Here is a 20,236-nt window from a genome sequence, read left to right as displayed (position 1 = left end):
ACAGCGGGGGTCTGAGGCTGCCCCGCCGTTCGTTTCGAGCGAAGTCGCGAAACCGATACCCACGCTCGGGGCGCGTTTCCCGACTTCGCTCGAAACGAACGGAGGGGCGATGCGTCCGCGGGAACCTTGCCCCTAGACCAGCCGGCTCTGCCGCACCGCCGCTTCGATGAAGCTGGCGAACAGGGGATGCGGGTCGAACGGCTTGGACTTAAGCTCCGGGTGGAACTGGACGCCGACGAACCACGGATGATCGGGCCGCTCGACGATTTCGGGCAGCGTGCCGTCGGGCGACATGCCGGAAAAGCGCAGGCCGCCGGCCTCCAGCGCGTCGCGGTAGTGCACGTTCACCTCGTAGCGGTGGCGGTGGCGCTCGCTGATCTCGGTGCCGCCGTAGATGCCCGCAACGTGGCTGTTGCCGGCCAGCGTCGCGTCATAGGCGCCCAGCCGCATCGTGCCGCCCATGTCGCCGCCCTCCTCGCGCTTCTGCAAACCCTCGGCGGTCATCCATTCGGTGATGAGGCCGACGACCGGCTCGTCGGTCGGCCCGAATTCGGTGGTCGAGGCGGTGGCGATGCCGGCAGTGTTCCGCGCGCCTTCGATGCACGCCATCTGCATGCCGAGGCAGATGCCGAAATACGGCACGCGGCGTTCGCGCGCGAAGCGGACCGCGGAAATCTTGCCCTCTGACCCGCGCTCGCCGAAGCCGCCGGGGACGAGGATCGCGTGGCACGGCTCCAGCGCGATGGCGACGTCATCGGGGGCTTGCTCGAACATCTCGGCATCGAGCCAGCGAACGTGAACCTTCACGCGGTTGGCGAGCCCGCCGTGGACCAGCGCCTCGTGCAGCGACTTGTACGCATCCTGCAGGCCGACGTATTTGCCGACCACGCCGATCGTCACCTCGCCCTCGATATTGGTCTGGCGATCGATGATGTCGTCCCAGCGCGCGAGATCGGGCGAGCCGTCGTGCGGCAGGCCGAAGGTCTTGAGCACCGCGGCGTCCAGGCCCTCGGCATGATATTGCAACGGCACGCCGTAGATCGACTTGGCGTCGAGCGCAGGGATCACGGCCTCTGGCGCGACGTTGCAGAACAGCGCGATCTTGGCGCGCTCGCTGGCGGGCAGCGGGCGTTCGCACCGGCAGACGAGGACGTCGGGCTGGATGCCCAGCGCGGTCATGTCGCGGACGCTGTGCTGGGTCGGCTTGGTCTTCAATTCGCCCGCGGCGGCGATGTAGGGCACCAGGGTCAGGTGCACGAAACAGGTGTTGGCGCGACCGATGTCGTTCCGCAGCTGGCGAATCGCCTCCATGAACGGCAGCGATTCGATGTCGCCCACGGTGCCGCCGATCTCGCACAGCACGAAATCGAGGTCGTCGACTTCATTGCGAGCGAATTCCTTGATCGCGTCGGTGACGTGCGGGATCACCTGCACCGTGGCGCCCAGATAGTCGCCGCGACGCTCCTTGGTGATGATCGTCTGGTAGATGCGGCCCGAGGTGACGTTGTCGCTCTGGCGGCTCGGCACGCCGGTGAAGCGTTCGTAATGGCCGAGGTCCAGGTCGGTCTCCGCCCCGTCGTCGGTCACATAGACTTCGCCGTGCTGATACGGGCTCATCGTGCCCGGATCGACGTTCAGATAGGGATCGAACTTGCGGATGCGGACGCGGTAGCCGCGGGCCTGCAACAGGGCTGCGAGGGAGGCCGCCATGAGGCCCTTGCCGAGCGACGAGACCACGCCGCCGGTGATAAAGATATACCGCGTCATGGGAGGATGCGCCTAGCCTTGAACATGCGTAATGGGCAAGCGCAGAAACCCGCGCTCGCGATGAAACCCGGCGAAACCGGGATTTACTGCTGCAGGGGGACGCCGCTCTGGTTGGTGGCGGCGGCACCGTTGCCGGTGGCGGCGGCCTGTGCGGCGGCGGCCTTCAGCGCGTCCTGGCTGGCGTCGCCTGCTGCGTCCTGGTTGCGGGTCGCGGGCGCGCTGCGTGCCAGGCTGGTGTCGATCGTGGTGGACTTATGGTTCGCGGCGATGAAAGCCAGCGCGATCGACATGGCAACGAAGATGGTCGCGAGCACCGCGGTCGAGCGGGTCAGGAAATCGGCGGCACCGCGCGCCGACATCAGGCCCGACGGGCTGCCGCTGGACGTCAGCCCGCCACCTTCGGACCGCTGCATGAGGATCACCGTGACCAGCAGGGCGGCGATGATCGCCTGGACGACGAGCAGGAAGGTGAACATGGGCGAGGCGCAACCGAAGCAAGAGGATGTGGGATTTCGGGATGGGCACATAGGCGACGCGCCGCCCCCGATCAACCACCGCATCGCGGCCCGAACCGACCGTACAGAGCCAAACATTTCGCGTGCGCACTGAAACCCCTCGCCGGTCAGGGCGTTAATCAATGCGAAAGGCCGGCACGCCCGGCCCCTGCACATAGAAAAGTGGATCCCGGACACGTGAATGCTATCCCGGAAAAGTCCCTGTTCTCCTGGATGCATACGCTCGTCGATTACGTGCGTTCGGGCGAACCCGATCTGACCAACCGCCAGATGGCGCTGCTAATGGTCGTGTACCTCGATGCCGGCCCCCATACCGTGCGTGGCCTGGCCCGCGCGCTGAATGTCTCGAAACCGGTCGTCACCCGTGCCTTGAACAGACTGGGTGCTCTCGGCTATCTGCGCCGCCAGCGCGACGATGCCGATAAGCGGAACATTTTCGTCGCCCGCACGCCTAAGGGGGCAGACTTTCTTGCAGAATTCGGGCAGTTCCTCTCCGGTGACGGATCACCGGCCAAAGCCAGCACAGCCCACGCGTAAGCGTTTCGCGCTTACCGGTCACAGTCATGCCTATGACCCGCGCGTCGATGCCGCGCGTGGCGATCTGGCCGACCTGCGCCTCGCCGATCGCATCTTTGCGCCGCATTATGCGAAGGCGGTCGCCCGCAACGCGGTGACGCGCGCGCCGCTGCTCGCGGCACATGGCGGCGACCCCGTGTCAGAAGTGTTGCAGGGCGAGCGGTTCGACGTGCTCGAACTGTCGCACGGCTACGCCTGGGGCATGAACGCGGTCGACGGCGCGGTCGGGTTCGTGGCGATGGACGCGCTAGGCGCACCGTTCGACGCGACGCATGTCGTATGCGCGCCGAAGGCTGCGCTGCCGATGGGCAGCCGGCTGAGCGCCGGGCAGGCGGATGGCTTCGATGCTGCCGCGATCCGTCCGCTCGAAGCGCCGGCCAAGGATTATGTCGCGCTCGCCGAGAGTCTGGTCGGGACGCCCGTCGTTGCGGGTGGCCGGTCGAGCGCCGGGATCGACGGCGCTGGGCTGGTCAGCCTCGCGCTTTCGCTCGCCGGCATCCGTGCGCCGCGATTCGCCGATATTCAGGCTGACACTCTCGGTCATGCCGTCGATGCGGACGCGCCCGTGCTGCGCGGCGACCTGCTGTTCCACGGCGGCGACGTAGCGATCGCGATCGGTGAGTCGACCGCGATCCATGCCGGCGCGGAAACGGTTGCCCGCTCGGACATCGCCGCGCTCGGGCCGATCGACGTGCGGCGGCGGCTGCCGTGAGGCGCAGCGTCTTCATCGACGGCGGCGCGGGCACGACAGGCCTGGAAATCGTCGAGCGGCTGGCCGGACGCGCCGACATCGACCTGGTCACCCTCGCCGATGACCGGCGCAAGGATCCGGCGGCGCGGCGCGCGGCGCTGAACGATGCCGATTTCGTGATCCTGTGCCTGCCCGACGACGCCGCGCGCGAAAGCGTCGCGCTGATCGACAACGACCGCACGCGCGTGATCGATGCGTCCACCGCGCACCGCACTGCAGACGGCTGGGCCTATGGCTTCCCCGAGCTCGAGCCGAGCCAGGCCGGCATCATCGCGGAAGCGGCGCGCGTCACCAACCCCGGCTGCTACCCGACCGGCTTCCTCGCGCTCGTCCGCCCGCTGGTGCGCGCCGGGCTGATCCCGGTCGACTGGACGCTCAGCGTCAACGCCGTCTCGGGCTATTCGGGCGGCGGGCGGCAGATGATCGAGGCCTATGAGGGCGGCGGCGAGACGTCGGCGTGGCGCGGCTATGCGCTGGGGCTGGACCACAAGCACGTCGCCGAGATGCAGCGCCACGCCCGGCTCGAACATCCGCCGATCTTCACCCCCGCCGTCGTACAGACCCTGCGCGGGATGGTGGTCGAGGTGCCGCTGCCCCTTCACGCCATGCCGCGGCGCCCCGGGCTGGATGCGGTGCGCGAAACGCTGGCTGCCGCTTACGAGGGGAGCCGCATAGTGCGCGTGCTCGACGACGAGCCCGCGCTGATCCGCATCGAGGATGATGCCGGCACCGACCGGCTGACGCTGCGGGTGCTGGGCAATGCCGACCGCGGCCACGCGCGGCTGGTCGCGACGCTCGACAACCTTGGCAAGGGCGCCGCCGGTGCTGCGGTCCAGAACCTGAACGTCATGGCCGGCTTCGACCCCGCCGCCGGGCTGGTGCTCTAAACCCACGCTTCGCCGCCACCATACGTATGCACCTTGCCCCCGCGCCCCGCGCCGTTAGGTAGGGCGGCGACTGAGGCAGGGAGCGTTCATGACCGAAGCCGTTGGCAAGCTGCTGCTGTTCGGGGCGACCGGCGATCTGTCGCAGCGGATGCTGATTCCGTCGCTGTACGGCCTTCATGCCGATGGGCTGCTGCCGGCCGGGCTAACGATCACCGGCGCCGCGCGGTCGGAGCATGACGATGCGGGGTTTCGCGATTTCGCCCGCGCCGCGCTCGATGAATTCCTGCCCGCCGACCGCCACGACGCAGCCTCGATCGCCAGCTTCCTCGATCGCCTGCAATATCAGCCGCTCGACGCCTCGACGCTCGACGGGTTTCCGGCGCTCGCGGACAAGATCGGCGACGTGTCGGGCGGGCTCGCCATCTTCCTGTCGACCGCGCCGTTCCTGTTCGAACCGACGATCAAGGGGCTGCAATCGGTTGGGCTCGCCGGCGACACCGTGCGGATCGGCCTCGAAAAGCCGCTCGGCCACGACCTTGCCTCCAGCCGCGAGATCAACGACGCGGTCGCCGCCGCTTTCCCCGAGGACCGGACGTTCCGGATCGATCACTATCTGGGCAAGGAAACCGTCCAGAACATCCTGGCGCTGCGCTTCGGCAATTCGCTGTTCGAGCCGGTGTGGAACGCGCGCGGCATCGATCACGTCCAGATCACCATCGCCGAGACGGTGGGACTGGAAGATCGCGCGGGCTATTACGAAACCGCCGGCGCGCTGCGCGACATGGTGCAGAACCATATCCTGCAACTGCTGGCGCTGATCGCGATGGAGCCGCCCGCGCGCTTCGACGGCACCTCAATCCGCGACGAGAAGGTCAAGGTGCTGCGATCGTTGCGCCGGATCGAGGCCGCCGAGGTGCCGCACATGACCGTCACCGGCCAGTACGGAGCGGGTGCGGTGGGCGAGAAGATCGTCGGCAGCTACGCCGACGAACTGGGCAGGCCATCGACCACCGAGACGTTCGTGGCGATCAAGGCGCATGTCGACAATTGGCGGTGGCAGGGCGTGCCCTTCTACCTGCGCACCGGCAAGCGGCTGGCGGCGCGGCAAAGCGAGATCGCGATCCAGTTCAAGCCGGTGCCGCATTCGATCTTCGCCGATCGCGGCGGGCAGTTGCAGCCGAACACCTTGGTCATCCGCCTCCAGCCCGAGGAATATGTCCGCCTGCTGGTGATGGCCAAGCAGCCGGGCCTGGACCGCGAGGGCGTGCGGCTGCGCGAGGTGCCGCTCAACCTCAGCCTCGACACCGAATTCGCCGGCACGCGGCGGCGCATCGCCTATGAGCGATTGCTGCTGGACCTGATCGAGGGCGACCCCACTCTCTTCGTGCGCCGCGACGAGGTGGAGGCGCAGTGGCAATGGATCGACGCAATCCGCGCCGGCTGGGTCGCGAACGACGTGAAGCCGAAACCCTATCCAAGCGGAAGCTGGGGCCCGTCCGCGGGCATTGCGCTGACCGAACGCGACGGGGTGACGTGGACGGAATAGGGGAGCGACCTGCTCCTCCAGCCGTTCGTGCTGAGTAGGGGCTGAGCTTGTCGAAGACCCGTATCGAAGCATCCTTCGATACGCCATTTCGACAAGCTCAATGGCTACTCAGGACGAACGGGTTTGAAGGACGATTTGATGACGACCGAAATCGAATGGTGGGACTACGACGACGCAGCCGAGATGGCGGAGGCGGTCGCGGGTGACATCGGCTTCATCATCGACAGCGCGATCGATGCGCGCGGCGCGGCGGTGATCGCGCTGGCCGGCGGCAAGACGCCGCTGCCGATCTACGAGGCACTCGCCAAGGCCAAGGTCGACTGGAAGCGGGTGACGATCGTGCCGGGCGACGAGCGGCTGGTGCCGCTGGGCGACCCGCTGTCGAACGTCACCGCGATCGGCAAGGCGTTCCTGCCGAAGGGCGCCCGGGTGATCCCGCTCGTGTCGGCGTCGGCGCCCGACTACAAGGCGGCAGGCCGCGCGGCGGATGCGATCCTGCAGGACCTGCACTGGCCGCTCGACCTGTGCCTGCTCGGCGTCGGCGGCGACGGCCATGCCGCGTCGATCTTCCCCGGCCCCGACTACGACGAGGCGTTGAACGGTCCCAAGGAACGTCGCGCGCTCGGCGTCATGCCCGATCCGCTCCCCCCGGAAGCCCCGGTCGCGCGCGTGTCGCTGTCGCGCCAGTCGATCATCACCGCCCGCGCGCTGATGATCGCGGTGACTGGCGACGCGAAACGCCAGGTGATCGAGGATGCCACGAAGGAAGGCGCGTCGTCGCCCTATCCGATCGGGCGTATCCTGGCGGACGTGGAATTGCCGGTGGATATCCACTGGGCGCCGTGAGCGAATGGTTTGAGGAATGATCGCGTGACCCAGATCCACCCCGAAGTCGCCGCCGTCACCGACCGCATCATCGAGCGGTCGAAGAAGCGGCGCGCCGCCTACCTCGGCCTGATGGGATGCGAGCGCGAGAGCGGGGTGGATCGCCCGGTCTTGGGCTGCGCCAACCTCGCCCACGGATACGCCGGGACCGACGAGGACCGCGAGGCGATGAAGACCAACGCGGCGATGAACATCGGCATCATCACCGCGTACAACGACATGCTCTCGGCCCACGCGCCTTATTATCGCTACCCCGAACAGATGAAGGTCTGGGCGCGCGAGGTCGGCGCCACCGCGCAGGTGGCAGGCGGCGTGCCGGCGATGTGCGACGGCGTGACGCAGGGCTATCCCGGCATGGAGATGTCGCTGTTCAGCCGCGACACGATCGCGATGTCGACCGCGATCGGCCTCTCCCACGGTATGTTCGAGGGCGCGGCGCTGCTCGGCATTTGCGACAAGATCGTGCCCGGCCTGCTGATCGGCGCGCTGCGGTTCGGCCACCTGCCGATGGTGATGATCCCCGGCGGGCCGATGCGATCCGGCCTGCCGAACAAGGAAAAGGCCCGCGTTCGCGAACTCTATGCGGAGGGCAAGGCCAGCCGCGAGGAACTGCTCGACGCGGAGATCGCCGCCTATCACGGCAAGGGCACCTGCACCTTCTACGGCACCGCCAATTCGAACCAGATGATGGTCGAGGCGATGGGGCTGCACATGCCGTCCGCCGCCTTCGTCAATCCGGGCACGAAGCTGCGCCAGGAACTGACCCGCGCCGCCGTCCACCGGCTGGCCGCGATCGGTTGGGACGGTGACGATTACCGCCCGCTCGGCGAATGCGTGGATGAAAAGGCGATCGTCAACGCCGCTGTCGCCCTGTTGACGACGGGCGGCTCGACCAACCACCTGATCCACCTGCCCGCCATCGCGCGGTCTGCGGGCATATTGATCGACTGGGACGATTTTGACCGGCTTTCGCGGTCGGTGCCGCTGCTGGCGCGCGTCTATCCAAACGGGTCCGCCGACGTGAACGCGTTCGAGGATGCGGGCGGGCCGGCATTCGTGATCCGCGAATGCCTGCGCGGCGGGTACATGCACGGCGACATCCTGACTGTCAGCGGCGATTTCGCCGATTACGGGCGCAAGCCCGCGGTGGAGGGCGACGCAATCGTCTGGCGCGACGTGCCGGACACGCCGGGCGACGACAGCATCGTCCGCACCTTCGAAACGCCGTTTTCGGCCGAGGGCGGCTTCCGCATCCTCGCCGGCAATCTGGGGCGGGCATGCATCAAGGTGTCGGCAGTCGAGCGTGACCGCTGGATCATCCAGGCGCCGTGCCGCGTGTTCTCCGACCAGGTGCAGGTGCAGGCCGCTTTCAAGGCTGGCGAGCTCGACCGCGATGTCGTCGTCGTGGTCCGGTTCCAAGGCCCGCGCGCGAACGGCATGCCCGAATTGCACAAGCTGACACCTCCCTTGGGAGTCCTCCAGAACCGCGGCTTCCGCGTCGCGCTGGTGACTGACGGGCGCATGTCGGGGGCGAGCGGCAAGGTGCCGTGCGCAATCCACCTCAGCCCCGAGGCGCTGCACGAGGGGCCGATCGCGAAGCTGCGCGACGGCGACATCGTGCGGCTCGATTCGGAGGCCGGCGAGCTGATTGCCTTGGTCGACGCCGCCGAATGGGCGGCGCGCGAGGCCGCCGAGCCCCCGCCACCGGCGATGGGGACGGGCCGCGAGTTGTTCGCGATGATGCGCGGCGGCAGCTCGACCGCGGAGGAAGGCGCGTCGGCGATGTTGGCGATGGCGGGGCTGTAGCGGCGCAAACAGAAAACCCCGTTCGCCCTTGAGCTTGTCGAAGGGCGTGTTCCGGGGCACGTGCTTCGACAGGCTCAGCACGAACGGAGTGGATGGTGAAGCTAGTCGCAGTCGATATCGGCGGAACCCACGCCCGCTTCGCCATCGCCGAAGTCGCCGGCGGACGCGTCGTTGCGCTCGGCGAGCCGGTCACGCTCAAGACCGCCGAGCACGGCAGTCTCCAACTCGCCTGGGAGGCGTTCGCGGTGACGCAGGGCTGCACCCTGCCCCGCGCCGCCGGGATCGCCGTCGCCGCGCCGATCGGCGGCGACGTCATCAAGCTGAGCAACAACCCGTGGATCCTGCGCCCGGCGTTGATCGAGGAGCGGCTGAACGTCGACAGCTGGACGCTGGTCAACGACTTCGGTGCGATCGGCCACGCCGTCGCGCAGGTGCCCGACAGCGACTTCATCCACCTGTGCGGCCCCGAAGGCCCCCTGCCCGACCGCGGCATGATTACCGTGTGCGGACCCGGCACGGGCCTGGGCGTCGCGGGCGTGCTGCGCCATGCCGGCGGCTATCACGTGGTCGAGACCGAGGGCGGACACGTCGATTTCGCCCCGCTCGACAAGATCGAAGACGCGCTCCTTCAACATCTCCGCAAGACGTTTACGCGGGTGTCCGTCGAGCGGATCGTCGCCGGCCCAGCGATCGTGGCCATCTACGAGACATTGGCCGCGTTGCAGGGCACGCCCGTCGCGCGGATGGACGACAAGACGATCTGGGCGAAGGCGCTGGACGGCAGCGACAGCCTGGCAACCGCGGCGCTCGACCGGTTCTGCCTGGCGCTCGGCGCGGTCGCGGGCGACCTGGCGCTCAGCCACGGGCCGAAGGGCGTCGTGATCGCGGGCGGGCTCGGCTTGCGGCTGAAGGACCACCTGCTGCGCTCCGGCTTCGGCGAACGCTTCGTCGCCAAGGGGCGGTTCCGCAACCTGATGGCGGGCGTGCCCGTCAAACTCATCACCCATCCACAGCCCGGCCTGTACGGCGCCGCGGCAGCCTATGCCCAGGAGCACGACGCATGAGCGATATCGAAACCATCATGCGGACGAGCGCGGTCATCCCGGTGCTGGTCATCGACGACGCCGCCACCGCCCGCCCGCTGGCCGAGGCGCTGGTGAAAGGCGGGTTGCGGGTGCTCGAAGTGACGATGCGCACCCCCGCCGCACTCGACGCGATCCGCGAGATGAAACAGGTGCCGGGCGCGATCGTCGGCGCGGGCACGGTGGTGAGCGTCGAGCAGTTCGGCCAGGTAATGGACGCCGGCGCCGAGTTCATCGTCTCGCCGGGTCTCACTGAGACTTTGGGCCGCCCGATCGTCGAGAGTGGCGTGCCGTATTTGCCCGGCGTCGCCAACGCCGGCGACATCATGCGCGGCTACGACCTGGGCCTGCGCCACTTCAAATTCTTTCCAGCCGAAGCGAACGGCGGGCTGAAGGCGCTGAAATCGCTCGCCGCGCCGTTCTACGAAGCGAAATTCTGCCCGACCGGCGGCATCACCGCGGCATCGGCGCCGGAGTATCTTGGGTTCGGCCCGGTGCTGTGCGTGGGCGGAAGCTGGATCACCGGCGGGTCGCTGGCGGACGTCGAGGCGAAGGCGCGGGAAGCGGCGGGGCTCGCGCAATCATGATGTGGTGGTGGACAGTCGTCGCTTTTGCGGTGGCGACCTAATGCATTGTGCGCGGCGTGATAGATCTTCGGCAGAAGCGGTATGGCTGGGCGGTAGCCGGTTTCATCTGCGCAGGAGCAATCCTTCTGACGCCCGTTCAGACGCACGCGATCAAGATAGATCTTCCCGTCTCGGAGTAACCTACATCTCCCCCCGCGCGCGCCTGATCGCATACCATTTCTGTACGTTCGCATTATGCTGTTCCAGCGTGTCGGAGAACACGTGGCCTCCAGTCCCGTCCGCCACGAAATACAGCGCGTTCGACGGGGCGGGATCGAGCACAGCGTCGATGCTCGCGCGGCCCGGGTTGGCGATCGGACCGACTGGCAGGCCCGGCATGGCGTAGGTGTTGTACCCGTTCTTCGCCTGCAATTCCGAGCGCAGGATGCGGCGACCGAGCGGGCGGCCCTTCGTGATCGGATAGATGGTGGTCGGGTCGGCCTGGAGCGGCATGCCCCTGCGCAGACGGTTCGAATAGACCGCGGCGACGGTGCGGCGCTCCGCGGCCTTGCCGGTTTCCTTCTCGACGATCGAGGCGAGGATCAGCGCCTCCTGCGGCGTCTTCGCGACCGTCGTGGGTTTGCGCTTCGCCCACGCAGCGGCGAGGTAGCGGGTCATCGCCGCCTGCATCCGCGCCAGCACCGCCGCGCGGGTGTCGTCGCGTTCGTAGCTGTAGCTGTCGGGCAGGACGCTGCCCTCCGCGGGCACGGCAACCGCGCCGGTCAACTGCGGTGCCGCCATCAGCGCGTCGTGGACTATTACCGAGGGGCGCCCCTCCGGGATCGTCACGAAGCGCTGGAGCGTGCTGCCGCCCTGCAGCATCTTGAGGATGTCGGCCTGGCTCAGCCCTTCAGGGATGCGGTATTCGCCCGCACGGATCGGGGCGTCCCCGCCGAACAGCTTCGACAGGATCAGGAAGCGGCGGGCAGACGTGATCGCCCCCGCCTTCTCCAGCTCCGCCGCCGCCCCGGTCAGCGACGCGCCCTGCGGCACCACCACGCTGAGGTTCGCCGGCGCCGGCCCGCGCCCGCCCCAGCTCTGGACGATCGCGAACACGCCGGCGATCGCCAGCAAGGCCGCGACCAGTCCCAAACATCCGAGCTTGCGCATAGCCTATCGGTTCCCCGGCGAAGGCCGGGGTCCAGGTGCGGGCCGGCCGAGACTGGACCCCGGCCTGCGCCGGGGAACAGAAAGAATCAAACCGGCTTCATCACCAGCGAGGCGTTGGTGCCGCCGAAGCCGAACGAGTTGTTCAGCACCGCGCGGATCTTGCGCTCCTTGGCGACGTGCGGGACCAGGTCGACGCCCGCGCAGCTGTCGCTCGGGTTATCGAGGTTCAGCGTCGGCGGCGCGATCTGGTCGCGCATCGCCAGGATGCAGAAGATCGATTCGACCGCGCCGGCACCGCCGAGCAGGTGGCCGATCGCCGACTTAGTCGACGACATCGACAGCGTGTCGATGTTGCTGCCGAACAGCCGCCGCACCGCGCCCAGTTCCAGCTCGTCGCCGAGCGGGGTCGAGGTGCCATGGGCGTTGATATAGTCGATGTCCGACAGCTGGAGCCCGGACTTGCGCACCGCCATCTCCATCGACCGGAAGGCGCCCGAGCCCTCGGGGTGCGGCGCGGTGACGTGATAGGCATCGCCCGACAGGCCGTAGCCGACGACCTCGGCATAGATCTTCGCTCCGCGCTTCTTCGCGCGCTCATATTCCTCAAGCACCAGCACGCCGGCGCCCTCGCCCATCACGAAGCCGTCGCGGGCGACGTCATAGGGGCGGCTCGCCTTTTCGGGCGTGTCGTTGAAGCCGGTCGATAGTGCGCGTGCCTGGGCGAAGCCGGCGATGCCGATCGGACAGATCGTCGCCTCGGCGCCGCCCGCCAGCATAACGTCGGCATCGTCCATCGCGATCATGCGCGCGGCGTCGCCGATCGAGTGCGCCCCGGTCGAGCAGGCGGTCACGACCGCGTGGTTCGGCCCCATCAGCCCGTATTTGATGCTGACCTGACCCGAGATCAGGTTGATGAGCCGCCCGTGGACGAAGTGCGGAGAGACGCGGCGCGGGCCCTTTTCGTGGAGCACCAGCGATTCGGTCTCGATCCCCGGCAATCCGCCGATGCCCGACCCGATCGAGCAGCCGGCGCGAAACCGCTCCTCCTCGGTCATGTTGGTCAGGCCGGCATCCTCGATCGCCTGGCCGGCGGCATCGATGCCGTACACGATGAAGGGATCGACCTGGCGCTGGACCTTGTGGTCGACGCGCTTGCCGGGGTCGAAGCCATAGGCATGGTCGGCGGGCTTCACCTCGCAGGCGATGCGGCAGACATAGTCGCTGGCGTCGAAGCGGGTGATGTGCCCCGCCCCGGACTTTCCGGCGATGATGTTCTGCCACGCCGTCTCGACGTCGGCGCCCAGTGGGGTCACGAGGCCAAGTCCGGTCACGACTACGCGGCGCATAACAGTCTCCGTCTCTTCAATAACGCGGGCATTTCAATAACGGCGTCCGTCCCGAAAACGCCAACGGCTCCCAGCCCCTTGGTCCGGGACGGGGAGCCGCTGTCCAGCCGACGCCCGCGCGCGTGCGCGACCACCGGCCCGTCGGGCAGATCAGCCCTTGTGCTCGTCGATGTAGGTGATCGCATCCTTGACGGTGCCGATCTTCTCGGCCGCATCGTCGGGGATTTCGACACCGAATTCTTCCTCGAACGCCATCACCAGCTCGACGATGTCGAGGCTGTCGGCACCCAGATCGTCGATGAAGCTCGCATCCTCGGTGACCTTGTCGGCCTCGACGCCCAGATGCTCTACGACGATCTTCTTAACGCGGTCGGCGGTTTCGCTCATACCCATGGTCCTTCTAGTGAAAAGTGTCTTCCTGAACGCACCTAGAACGGGCATCCGCCGCGCGCAAGGGTGCGAGACGCCGCATCAGCGCCCGCGCGCCGCGAACAGCTTGGCCAGCCGCACGGCGTTGAACACATAGGCGCCGATCAGCCGGGAGCGGGCCGCATCGTCCTTGCCCCCCGCTGCCGCCATGACGTCCTTGGCGAACGCATCGGTCTGGGCATCGCGGCGTTGCGCCAGGATCGCATCGAGCGTCATGGGCGGCGTCTTGCGCAGCTTCGCGTTGATCGCGAGCACGTTGCTGCCGCGCTGTTGCAGCGCATTCGACAGGGTTTCGGTGGCGACGCTGGCGACCACGATCTCGGCAGCGCGGGCATCGCTGGTGCCGCTGCCGGGATTGCAGACCGTGGCCCGCTCGCGCAGTGCCTTCAGGCGCCGTTCGAGGTCGGCGGTGGGCTTCGCGCCGCTGACAACGCCTGCCAGCATCCCGCCCTGGATCGCCACCACGTCGGCGCGCGGCGTGCTCTTCAGCGCGCACTGGACGACGGTGGCATCGCCGCCGCCGGCGGATTGCGCGGTGAGCGCAGCAAGCAAGAAGATCATGTTCATAGCATCGCCATCCCACCATTCACGTGCAGGGTCTGCCCGGTGACGTACCCCGCCTCCTTCGACGCCAGATAGACGACCGCGGCGCCGATGTCGCCACCGTCGCCCAGATCGCCCGCGGGAATCTTCGTGAGCAGCGCGGTCTTCTGCGCCTCGGGCAGCACGTCGGTCATCGCCGATCGGATGAAGCCGGGCGCGACGCAATTGACGGTGATGCCGCGGCTGGCGAGCTCCTGCGCCAGCGCCTTCGACATGCCGACCAGGCCAGCCTTGGACGCGGCGTAATTCGCCTGCCCCGGATTGCCGGTCGCCCCGACGACCGAGGTGATCGACACGATCCGCCCGAACCGCGCCTTCATCATCGGGCGGGCGGCGGCGCGGCAGAGCCGGAACGCGGCTTCAAGGTTGACGCGGATCACCTGATCCCACTCGTCGTCCTTCATCCGCATGGCGAGGTTGTCGCGGGTGACCCCAGCGTTGTTGACGAGGATGTCGAGCTTGCCTCCCAGCGCCTCCACCGCCTGCGGCACCAGCGCATCGACCGCAGCGCCGTCGGACAGGTTGCACGGCACCGCGACATGGTCGCCGCCCAGGCTGGCGCGAAACGCCTCCAGCTTGTCCGCATTCGACCCCGACACCGCCAAGCGAGCCCCCTGCCCGACCAGCGCGTGCGCAATCGCTGAACCAATCCCCCCCGAAGCGCCAGTCACCAGCGCGGTCATGCCTGTCAGGTCGAACATGTGTGTCTCCGAAAACAGAAAAAAACGGTTCAGGGAAGGCGCGAAGGCGCAAAGCTGTTGTGCGTGTTCACGACGCGTCGCAAACCTTCCTTGAGTGTCTCGCCTCCAAAATTAATGAGCAGCCCGAGGGGCTGCTCCATCAGACGCAAGTACGTCAGCAATTGCTTGACGTGTACCCCCGTCAGGCGCTCGACCGATTTCACCTCGACGATCATCCTCGAGCCGACGATGAGGTCCACGCGAAAGGCTGCATCGAACCGCATGCCGTTGAAAGAAAAGTCGATCGGTTGCTGCCGCAAGACCTTGTGCCCACGCCGCCCGAGTTCGGCGGCGAGCAACGTCTCGTAAACGCTTTCGAGCAAGCCCGGCCCGATCTGACGGTGTAGCAATAGCGCGGCATCGACAACGTCGGATGCGATGGCCTCAAGCTCGTCCATCTTCGCGCCTTTGCGCCTTCCCTGAACCGTTTCTGCCTTATTCAAAGCCCTTTGAGCAGCGCCTCGATGTCGTCCATCGTCACCACGCTCGTCGTGGTCGCGTCCGGGGCGGAGCGTTTTACCATCGGGCCGAGCACCTTGCCGCCCAGTTCGACGAAATCGTGCACGCCCGCCCCGAACATCGCGATCACCGATTCGCGCCAGCGGACCATGCCCGTCACCTGTTCGACCAGCAGTGCCTTGATGACGTCCGGGTCGCTGGCCGGGGCTGCGGTGACGTTGGCGAATACGGGAACCAGCGGTGCGTGGAGCGCGACCCCCTCAAGCGCGGCGGCCATCGCATCCGCGGCGGGCTGCATCAGTGGGCAGTGGAACGGTGCCGACACCGGCAGGATGACAGCACGCTTGGCGCCCATCTCCTTGGCCAGCGGCACCGCACGCTCGACGGCGGCCTTCGCGCCCGAGATCACGACCTGCGACGGATCGTTGTCGTTGGCGACGGTGCAGACTTCGCCCTCCGCCGCGGCATCGGCGATCGCCTGCGCCTTGTCGCGGTCGGCGCCCAGGATCGCCGCCATCGCGCCTTCGCCGACCGGCACCGCCGCCTGCATCGCCCGACCGCGCAGCTTGAGCAGCCGGGCCGTGGTCGCCAGGTCGAGCGCGCCCGCGGCGCACAGCGCGGTATATTCGCCGAGCGAGTGGCCCGCGACGTAATCCGCCTTTTCGGACAGCCGCACGCCGCCTTCCCGCTCCAGCACGCGCAGCACGGCGATGGCATTCGCCATGATCGCTGGCTGGGCATTCTCGGTCAGCATCAGGTCGCTTTCCGGGCCTTCGGCCATCAGCGCCGACAGTTTCTGGCCGAGCGCGTCGTCGACCTCCTGGAACACCTCGCGCGCGTACGGGCTGGCGGCGGCGAGCGCACTGCCCATGCCGACCGACTGGCTGCCCTGCCCGGGGAAGATGAAAGCGCGCATCGATTGTCTCCGAATTCCGAAGCGGGCGGACTAGGCAGGGCGGCGCGCGGTGGCAAGCTGAACGGATCGTCAGCGTTGTCCGCCCGCCTGCGACAAACTGCGACCATTTCGTGCGGACCCGGGACGGGGCTGCGACGGTTGTGCCCCACATTCCGGATCGACGCCGACGTGGCGCCCGGATGAAGAGGAGAACACTCGTGAAGAAATTCCTGATCGCAGCCCTGGCCACCAGCATGATCGCCGGCCCGATCGTCGCCGCCGCGCCCGCCGCCGCACAGGCGCGCCATACCGAGACGGTGCGCTACAAGCAGAACGGCAACGTCGTGGTGAAGAAGACGACCGTGAAGCGCCAAAACGTGCGCCAGCCGGCCCGCGTCACCTATCGCAGCAACTGGCGCAAGGGTGAGCGCTTCAACCGCGCGCAGGCCCGCAACTATCGCCAGGTGAGCAACTGGCGTGCGTATCAGAACCGCCGCCTCTATGCGCCCCAGCGCGGGCAGCAGTGGGTCCAGTCGGGCAACGACGCGATCCTGATCACGGCGGCAACCGGCGTGATCGCCGCGGTCCTGGCCGGCGCGTTCAACTAAGGCGACCCTTGCCTTTCGGGTGAAAACCCGTATGGGCACGGACACAGTCGGGGCGGATGAGCATGTCTCCTCCGCCCCTTGGCTGTTTGAGACAGACGACAGCCGGAGGGGCGTCTCGCATGGTGCGGGCGTCAGCGATCGGCCAACAGTGAGAAGAAAGCATGGCTCTTTACGAGCACGTCTTCCTTGCGCGCCAGGATCTGGCACAGGCGCAGGTGGACGCACTGGCGGAAGCCGCCACCAAGATCGTCGAGGATCACAAGGGCAAGGTCGTCAAGACCGAGACCTGGGGCCTGCGCAGCCTGGCGTATCGCATCGCCAAGAACCGCAAGGCGCATTACGTGATGCTCGAGATCGACGCCCCCGGCGACGTCGTCGCCGAGCTGGAGCGCCAGACCCAGATCAACGAAGACGTCATCCGCTACATGACCGTCAAGGTCGACGAGCTCGAGCAGGGCCCGACTGTGATGATGCGCAAGCAGGAGCGCGACCGTGAGCGCCGCGGCGAGCGTGAAGGTGGCCGTGGCGACCGTCCGGATCGTGGCGATCGTCCCCGTCGTGACGCGCAAGAGGGAGCAGAGTAATGGCCCGCGCATTTTTCCGTCGCCGCAAGAGCTGCCCCTTCTCCGCGAAGGACGCACCCCGGATCGACTATAAGGACGTCCGCCTGCTCCAGGGCTTCGTGTCCGAGCGTGGCAAGATCGTCCCGTCGCGCATCACGAGCGTGAGCGCAAAGAAGCAGCGCGAGCTGGCCCAGGCCATCAAGCGCGCGCGTCATCTGGGCCTGCTGCCCTACATCGTTAAGTAAGGAGCGCCACATGGACGTCATTCTGCTTGAGCGCGTCGAGAAGCTCGGCGCCATCGGCGACGTGGTGAAGGTGAAGGACGGGTTCGCCCGCAACTTCCTCCTCCCCAACAAGAAGGCGATGCGCGCCAACGAGGCCAACAAGAAGGTCTTCGAGGCCAACCGCGCCCGCATCGAATCGGACAACGCCAACCGCCGCGGCGAGGCCGAGAAGGAAGCCAAGACCTTCGAGGACGCAACCGTTACCCTAATCCGTCAGGCATCGAACACCGGCCAGCTGTACGGCTCGGTCGCGGTGCGCGATCTGGTCGAGGCGCTGGTCGCCGACGGTCACAAGGTCACCAAGTCGCAGGTCGTGCTGAACAAGCCGATCAAGGCGATCGGCGTGTACGAAGTCAGCGTCGCGCTGCACCCCGAAGTGTCGGTGACCGTCAAGGTCAACGTCGCCCGCTCGCCCGAAGAGGCCGAGATGCAGGCATCCGGCGTCGACGTGATGGCGGCGATGTTCGAAAAGGACGAGGCCGGCTTCATCGAGGATTACGATCCCAACGCCGAGCCGGGCGCGACCGCCGAGGTCCAGTCGGACGCGGCACCGGAGCAGGCGGAGGGCTAACGCTCACCCGCCTGACCGCGAACGAAAAAAGGGCGCCGCCTGCATCCCGCAGGCGGCGCCCTTTTCATTGATCGGGCCGATGGGGGCGAGCCGCGATCAGGGGCAGGTCACGCACGCACCGACCACGGCGGCGAGCGGGATAAGTGCAAGAACGAGCGGGAAAATCTGTTTCATGACGCGGATCCGTTGTTTGAATGCGATAATGCGCGCCGCGGGAAAAGGTTGCATAAGGATGAACGGGTGGCGTCACGAGGACGTCGGGCCAGACACATTGCGTCTCAGGTCACTTCCGTCCGAACAGCTTCTCGATATCGCCGTGCGCCAGCTTCACCCAGGTCGGGCGCCCATGATTGCACTGGCCCGAGTGCGGGGTAACTTCCATCTCGCGGAGCAGCGCGTTCATTTCCGCGACCGACAGCACCCGCCCTGCCCTGACCGAGCCGTGGCAGGCCATCGTCGCGGCGACGTGGTCGAGGCGTTCCTTCAATGAAAGCGCTTCATCGAACGCGGCGAGTTCGTCGGCGAGGTCGGTGACGAGGCCGCTGACGTCGCCCGCCCCCAGCAGCGCCGGCGTCGCGCGGACCAGCATCGCGCGCGGACCGAAGCGTTCGAGGTCGAGGCCGAAGTCGGCGAGTTCGCCGATCCGCGCCTCCAACCGGTCGCACGCCGGTTCGTCGAGCTCGACGACTTCGGGGAGCAGCAGCGCTTGGGCGGCCACCCCGCCGTCGGCGACTGCGCGGCGCATGCGCTCCAGAACCAGGCGCTCGTGCGCGGCGTGCTGGTCGACCAGCACCAGGCCGTCGGCGGCCTCGGCGACGATATAGGTCTTGGCGACCTGGCCGCGCGCGACGCCGAGCGGATAGTCGTTGGCCTCAGGGGGCGGTGCCCACGCCGGCTCGGCGCGCGCCATCGGCGGCGGGGCGAAGCTCGGGCGGTGTTCGTGGAAGCTCGCATAGCCAGCACTCGCGGGACGCTCGAGCAGGTCGAGCCCGCCCCACGGTGTTTCGATCCGCGCCGGCACGGGCTCGGCCTGCCACGCGCCGAGCGCAGCACCGTTCGGGCGTTGCGCAGCGCGGTGACCGGCGGCGTCGAGGGCGCGGCGCAGGCCGCTGACGATCAGCCCGCGGACCAGCGCGGGGTCGCGGAAGCGGACTTCGGTCTTGGCCGGGTGGACGTTCACGTCGACCACGTCGGCGGGCACGTCGAGGAACAGCGCGACGACGGCATGGCGGTCGCGCGGCATCATCTCTGCATAGGCGCCGCGGATCGCGCCGATCAGCAGGCGGTCCTTCACCGGGCGCCCATTGACGAACAGATACTGGTGGTCGGCGATCCCGCGGTGGAAGGTCGGCAGCCCGGCGACCCCGCCCAGCCGCAATCCCTCGCGCTCGAAATCGATAGCGACGCTGTTGTCGGCCAGGTCGCGGTCGGTGAGCGCCGCGACCCGCGCGGGCCGCGATTCGTCGGTCTGCACGCCCAGGCCGCGGCGGCCGTCATGCTCCAGCATGAAGGCGATGTCGGGCCGCGCCATCGCCAGCCTTCGCACCACGTCGAGGCAGGCGGCATACTCCGCGCGCGGGCTGCGCAGGAACTTGCGGCGGGCGGGCACGCGCGCGAACAGCGATTCGACGCGGACGCGGGTGCCGGGGGGCAGTGCCGCCGGCCCCTCATGCTCGACTACGCCGTTATCGACCACGCGCTGCCACCCGTCGTGGCCGCGCACCCGGCTTTCGAGCGTCAGCCGCGCAACGCTCGCGATCGAGGGCAGCGCTTCGCCGCGAAAACCGAGCGTTTCGACCGCTTCGATCGCCTCGTCGGGCAGCTTGGAGGTAGCGTGCCGTTCCAGCGCGAGCGCCATGTCGGCGGGTGCCATGCCGCAGCCATCGTCGGTCACTTCGATCAGGTCGGCGCCGCCGGCGGCCAAACGCACGACGATCCGTGCCGCGCCTGCGTCGATCGCATTTTCGACCAGTTCCTTCACCGCGGACGCGGGGCGTTCCACCACCTCCCCGGCGGCGATCCGGTTGACGAGATGCTCTGGGAGGCGCCGTATTGACATGGGGCAAGCTGTAGCCCAAGCGGCGGCATCCCGCGACCCGTATCCGCATGCATCGGAGCTGGATTTTCCGGCTGCGGCGGATGCGGGCGTCTTTTTGTGCGAACTGCCGCGGCGGGCCTGCCCGCGGC

22 protein-coding genes are annotated in these 20,236 nt (G+C 67.8%); 12 read left to right on the top strand and 10 right to left on the bottom strand.

All coding sequences use genetic code 11. The annotated features are described in order from the left end of the window. Positions 1–132 precede the first annotated feature (132 nt). Together M9980_RS04300 and secG are read right to left on the bottom strand one after the other, a co-directional pair. A complete protein-coding gene (locus M9980_RS04300; protein WP_250753727.1) occupies positions 133–1,767 on the bottom strand; it encodes a CTP synthase in 1,635 nt (544 codons plus the stop codon). An 83-nt stretch (positions 1,768–1,850) separates the two neighbouring features. Continuing rightward, positions 1,851–2,243: a preprotein translocase subunit SecG gene (secG, locus tag M9980_RS04295; protein WP_250753725.1), complete on the bottom strand. Its 393-nt coding sequence runs from the start codon at positions 2,241–2,243 to the stop codon at positions 1,851–1,853. Between the two features lie 252 nt (positions 2,244–2,495). On the opposite strand from secG, the gene M9980_RS04290 reads away from it, so the two are divergent. The 8 genes from M9980_RS04290 (at position 2,496) to eda (ending at position 10,402) form a co-directional block, all read left to right on the top strand. After that, positions 2,496–2,819, top strand: a complete 324-nt coding sequence (locus tag M9980_RS04290; RefSeq protein WP_250755055.1) for a MarR family transcriptional regulator — start codon at positions 2,496–2,498, stop codon at positions 2,817–2,819. Beyond that, entirely contained in the window at positions 2,779–3,570 is a 792-nt protein-coding gene (locus tag M9980_RS04285) for a C40 family peptidase (protein ID WP_250753723.1), read from the top strand. Before M9980_RS04290 ends, M9980_RS04285 begins: the two co-directional genes overlap by 41 nt. Then, positions 3,567–4,496, top strand: coding sequence for an N-acetyl-gamma-glutamyl-phosphate reductase (gene argC / locus M9980_RS04280; RefSeq protein WP_250753721.1), 930 nt, complete (start codon positions 3,567–3,569; stop codon positions 4,494–4,496). Before M9980_RS04285 ends, argC begins: the two co-directional genes overlap by 4 nt. A gap of 88 nt (positions 4,497–4,584) precedes the next feature. Next, a complete protein-coding gene (gene zwf / locus M9980_RS04275; protein WP_250753719.1) occupies positions 4,585–6,042 on the top strand; it encodes a glucose-6-phosphate dehydrogenase in 1,458 nt (485 codons plus the stop codon). Positions 6,043–6,180: 138 nt separating this feature from the next. Further along, positions 6,181–6,888 carry a 6-phosphogluconolactonase gene (gene pgl, locus M9980_RS04270; protein ID WP_250753717.1) on the top strand — a complete coding sequence of 236 codons (708 nt, stop codon included), beginning with the start codon at positions 6,181–6,183 and terminating at the stop codon, positions 6,886–6,888. A 24-nt stretch (positions 6,889–6,912) separates the two neighbouring features. Then, positions 6,913–8,733: a phosphogluconate dehydratase gene (gene edd / locus M9980_RS04265; RefSeq protein ID WP_250753715.1), complete on the top strand. Its 1,821-nt coding sequence runs from the start codon at positions 6,913–6,915 to the stop codon at positions 8,731–8,733. Positions 8,734–8,828: 95 nt separating this feature from the next. Then, complete coding sequence (gene glk / locus M9980_RS04260; protein WP_250755054.1) at positions 8,829–9,797, top strand: glucokinase; 969 nt, start codon at positions 8,829–8,831, stop codon at positions 9,795–9,797. Further along, on the top strand, positions 9,794–10,402 hold the full coding sequence (gene eda / locus M9980_RS04255) for a bifunctional 4-hydroxy-2-oxoglutarate aldolase/2-dehydro-3-deoxy-phosphogluconate aldolase (protein WP_250753713.1): 609 nt from the start codon (positions 9,794–9,796) through the stop codon (positions 10,400–10,402). Before glk ends, eda begins: the two co-directional genes overlap by 4 nt. Before the next feature lie 180 nt (positions 10,403–10,582). Here eda and mltG read toward each other — a convergent pair whose 3' ends face one another. The 7 genes from mltG to fabD form a co-directional block, all read right to left on the bottom strand. After that, on the bottom strand, positions 10,583–11,551 hold the full coding sequence (gene mltG, locus M9980_RS04250) for an endolytic transglycosylase MltG (RefSeq protein ID WP_250753710.1): 969 nt from the start codon (positions 11,549–11,551) through the stop codon (positions 10,583–10,585). Positions 11,552–11,637: 86 nt separating this feature from the next. Continuing rightward, on the bottom strand, positions 11,638–12,897 hold the full coding sequence (gene fabF, locus M9980_RS04245; RefSeq protein ID WP_250753707.1) for a beta-ketoacyl-ACP synthase II: 1,260 nt from the start codon (positions 12,895–12,897) through the stop codon (positions 11,638–11,640). Between the two features lie 150 nt (positions 12,898–13,047). Then, the gene (locus M9980_RS04240) at positions 13,048–13,284 is read right to left on the bottom strand and encodes an acyl carrier protein (protein ID WP_250753704.1); all 237 of its coding nucleotides are present in this window, start codon (positions 13,282–13,284) and stop codon (positions 13,048–13,050) included. 84 nt (positions 13,285–13,368) lie between these two features. Further along, positions 13,369–13,893 carry a hypothetical protein gene (locus M9980_RS04235; RefSeq protein ID WP_250753699.1) on the bottom strand — a complete coding sequence of 175 codons (525 nt, stop codon included), beginning with the start codon at positions 13,891–13,893 and terminating at the stop codon, positions 13,369–13,371. Continuing rightward, positions 13,890–14,630 carry a 3-oxoacyl-[acyl-carrier-protein] reductase gene (gene fabG / locus M9980_RS04230; RefSeq protein ID WP_250753696.1) on the bottom strand — a complete coding sequence of 247 codons (741 nt, stop codon included), beginning with the start codon at positions 14,628–14,630 and terminating at the stop codon, positions 13,890–13,892. The genes M9980_RS04235 and fabG overlap by 4 nt, the downstream gene beginning before the upstream one ends. A gap of 29 nt (positions 14,631–14,659) precedes the next feature. Next, positions 14,660–15,067: a GxxExxY protein gene (locus tag M9980_RS04225; protein ID WP_250753694.1), complete on the bottom strand. Its 408-nt coding sequence runs from the start codon at positions 15,065–15,067 to the stop codon at positions 14,660–14,662. Positions 15,068–15,108: 41 nt separating this feature from the next. Then, a complete protein-coding gene (gene fabD, locus M9980_RS04220) occupies positions 15,109–16,044 on the bottom strand; it encodes an ACP S-malonyltransferase (protein ID WP_250753693.1) in 936 nt (311 codons plus the stop codon). A gap of 197 nt (positions 16,045–16,241) precedes the next feature. Between fabD and M9980_RS04215 the strand changes: the two genes are divergently transcribed. From M9980_RS04215 to rplI, 4 genes are all read left to right on the top strand, one after another. Then, positions 16,242–16,631, top strand: a complete 390-nt coding sequence (locus tag M9980_RS04215) for an RcnB family protein (RefSeq protein ID WP_250753691.1) — start codon at positions 16,242–16,244, stop codon at positions 16,629–16,631. A gap of 161 nt (positions 16,632–16,792) precedes the next feature. After that, positions 16,793–17,215, top strand: coding sequence for a 30S ribosomal protein S6 (gene rpsF / locus M9980_RS04210; RefSeq protein ID WP_250753689.1), 423 nt, complete (start codon positions 16,793–16,795; stop codon positions 17,213–17,215). After that, positions 17,215–17,439 carry a 30S ribosomal protein S18 gene (gene rpsR, locus M9980_RS04205; protein WP_250753687.1) on the top strand — a complete coding sequence of 75 codons (225 nt, stop codon included), beginning with the start codon at positions 17,215–17,217 and terminating at the stop codon, positions 17,437–17,439. The genes rpsF and rpsR overlap by 1 nt, the downstream gene beginning before the upstream one ends. 10 nt (positions 17,440–17,449) lie before the next feature. Continuing rightward, positions 17,450–18,049, top strand: coding sequence for a 50S ribosomal protein L9 (gene rplI, locus M9980_RS04200; protein ID WP_250753685.1), 600 nt, complete (start codon positions 17,450–17,452; stop codon positions 18,047–18,049). Between the two features lie 283 nt (positions 18,050–18,332). On the opposite strand, the gene mutL is transcribed toward rplI, so the two are convergent. Further along, on the bottom strand, positions 18,333–20,108 hold the full coding sequence (gene mutL / locus M9980_RS04195; protein ID WP_250753683.1) for a DNA mismatch repair endonuclease MutL: 1,776 nt from the start codon (positions 20,106–20,108) through the stop codon (positions 18,333–18,335). Positions 20,109–20,236 lie beyond the last annotated feature (128 nt).

This window comes from Sphingomonas donggukensis (assembly GCF_023674425.1).
Taxonomy (GTDB): domain Bacteria; phylum Pseudomonadota; class Alphaproteobacteria; order Sphingomonadales; family Sphingomonadaceae; genus Sphingomonas; species Sphingomonas donggukensis.
The sequence above is the reverse complement of the archived record's forward strand: the minus strand, read 5'-3'. Positions and strand labels throughout refer to the sequence as shown.

What these genes read in the sequence shown, in the direction of transcription:
- rpsF (WP_250753689.1), top strand. Translation starts at nt 16,793, where the DNA reads ATGGCTCTTTACGAGCACGTCTTCCTTGCGCGCCAGGATCTGGCACAG.
- fabD (WP_250753693.1), bottom strand. Translation starts at nt 16,044, where the DNA reads ATGCGCGCTTTCATCTTCCCCGGGCAGGGCAGCCAGTCGGTCGGCATG.
- M9980_RS04300 (WP_250753727.1), bottom strand. Translation starts at nt 1,767, where the DNA reads ATGACGCGGTATATCTTTATCACCGGCGGCGTGGTCTCGTCGCTCGGC.
- fabG (WP_250753696.1), bottom strand. Translation starts at nt 14,630, where the DNA reads ATGTTCGACCTGACAGGCATGACCGCGCTGGTGACTGGCGCTTCGGGG.
- rpsR (WP_250753687.1), top strand. Translation starts at nt 17,215, where the DNA reads ATGGCCCGCGCATTTTTCCGTCGCCGCAAGAGCTGCCCCTTCTCCGCG.
- M9980_RS04235 (WP_250753699.1), bottom strand. Translation starts at nt 13,893, where the DNA reads ATGAACATGATCTTCTTGCTTGCTGCGCTCACCGCGCAATCCGCCGGC.
- eda (WP_250753713.1), top strand. Translation starts at nt 9,794, where the DNA reads ATGAGCGATATCGAAACCATCATGCGGACGAGCGCGGTCATCCCGGTG.
- fabF (WP_250753707.1), bottom strand. Translation starts at nt 12,897, where the DNA reads ATGCGCCGCGTAGTCGTGACCGGACTTGGCCTCGTGACCCCACTGGGC.
- mltG (WP_250753710.1), bottom strand. Translation starts at nt 11,551, where the DNA reads ATGCGCAAGCTCGGATGTTTGGGACTGGTCGCGGCCTTGCTGGCGATC.
- zwf (WP_250753719.1), top strand. Translation starts at nt 4,585, where the DNA reads ATGACCGAAGCCGTTGGCAAGCTGCTGCTGTTCGGGGCGACCGGCGAT.
- M9980_RS04225 (WP_250753694.1), bottom strand. Translation starts at nt 15,067, where the DNA reads ATGGACGAGCTTGAGGCCATCGCATCCGACGTTGTCGATGCCGCGCTA.
- rplI (WP_250753685.1), top strand. Translation starts at nt 17,450, where the DNA reads ATGGACGTCATTCTGCTTGAGCGCGTCGAGAAGCTCGGCGCCATCGGC.
- M9980_RS04240 (WP_250753704.1), bottom strand. Translation starts at nt 13,284, where the DNA reads ATGAGCGAAACCGCCGACCGCGTTAAGAAGATCGTCGTAGAGCATCTG.
- mutL (WP_250753683.1), bottom strand. Translation starts at nt 20,108, where the DNA reads ATGTCAATACGGCGCCTCCCAGAGCATCTCGTCAACCGGATCGCCGCC.
- secG (WP_250753725.1), bottom strand. Translation starts at nt 2,243, where the DNA reads ATGTTCACCTTCCTGCTCGTCGTCCAGGCGATCATCGCCGCCCTGCTG.
- M9980_RS04290 (WP_250755055.1), top strand. Translation starts at nt 2,496, where the DNA reads ATGCATACGCTCGTCGATTACGTGCGTTCGGGCGAACCCGATCTGACC.
- pgl (WP_250753717.1), top strand. Translation starts at nt 6,181, where the DNA reads ATGACGACCGAAATCGAATGGTGGGACTACGACGACGCAGCCGAGATG.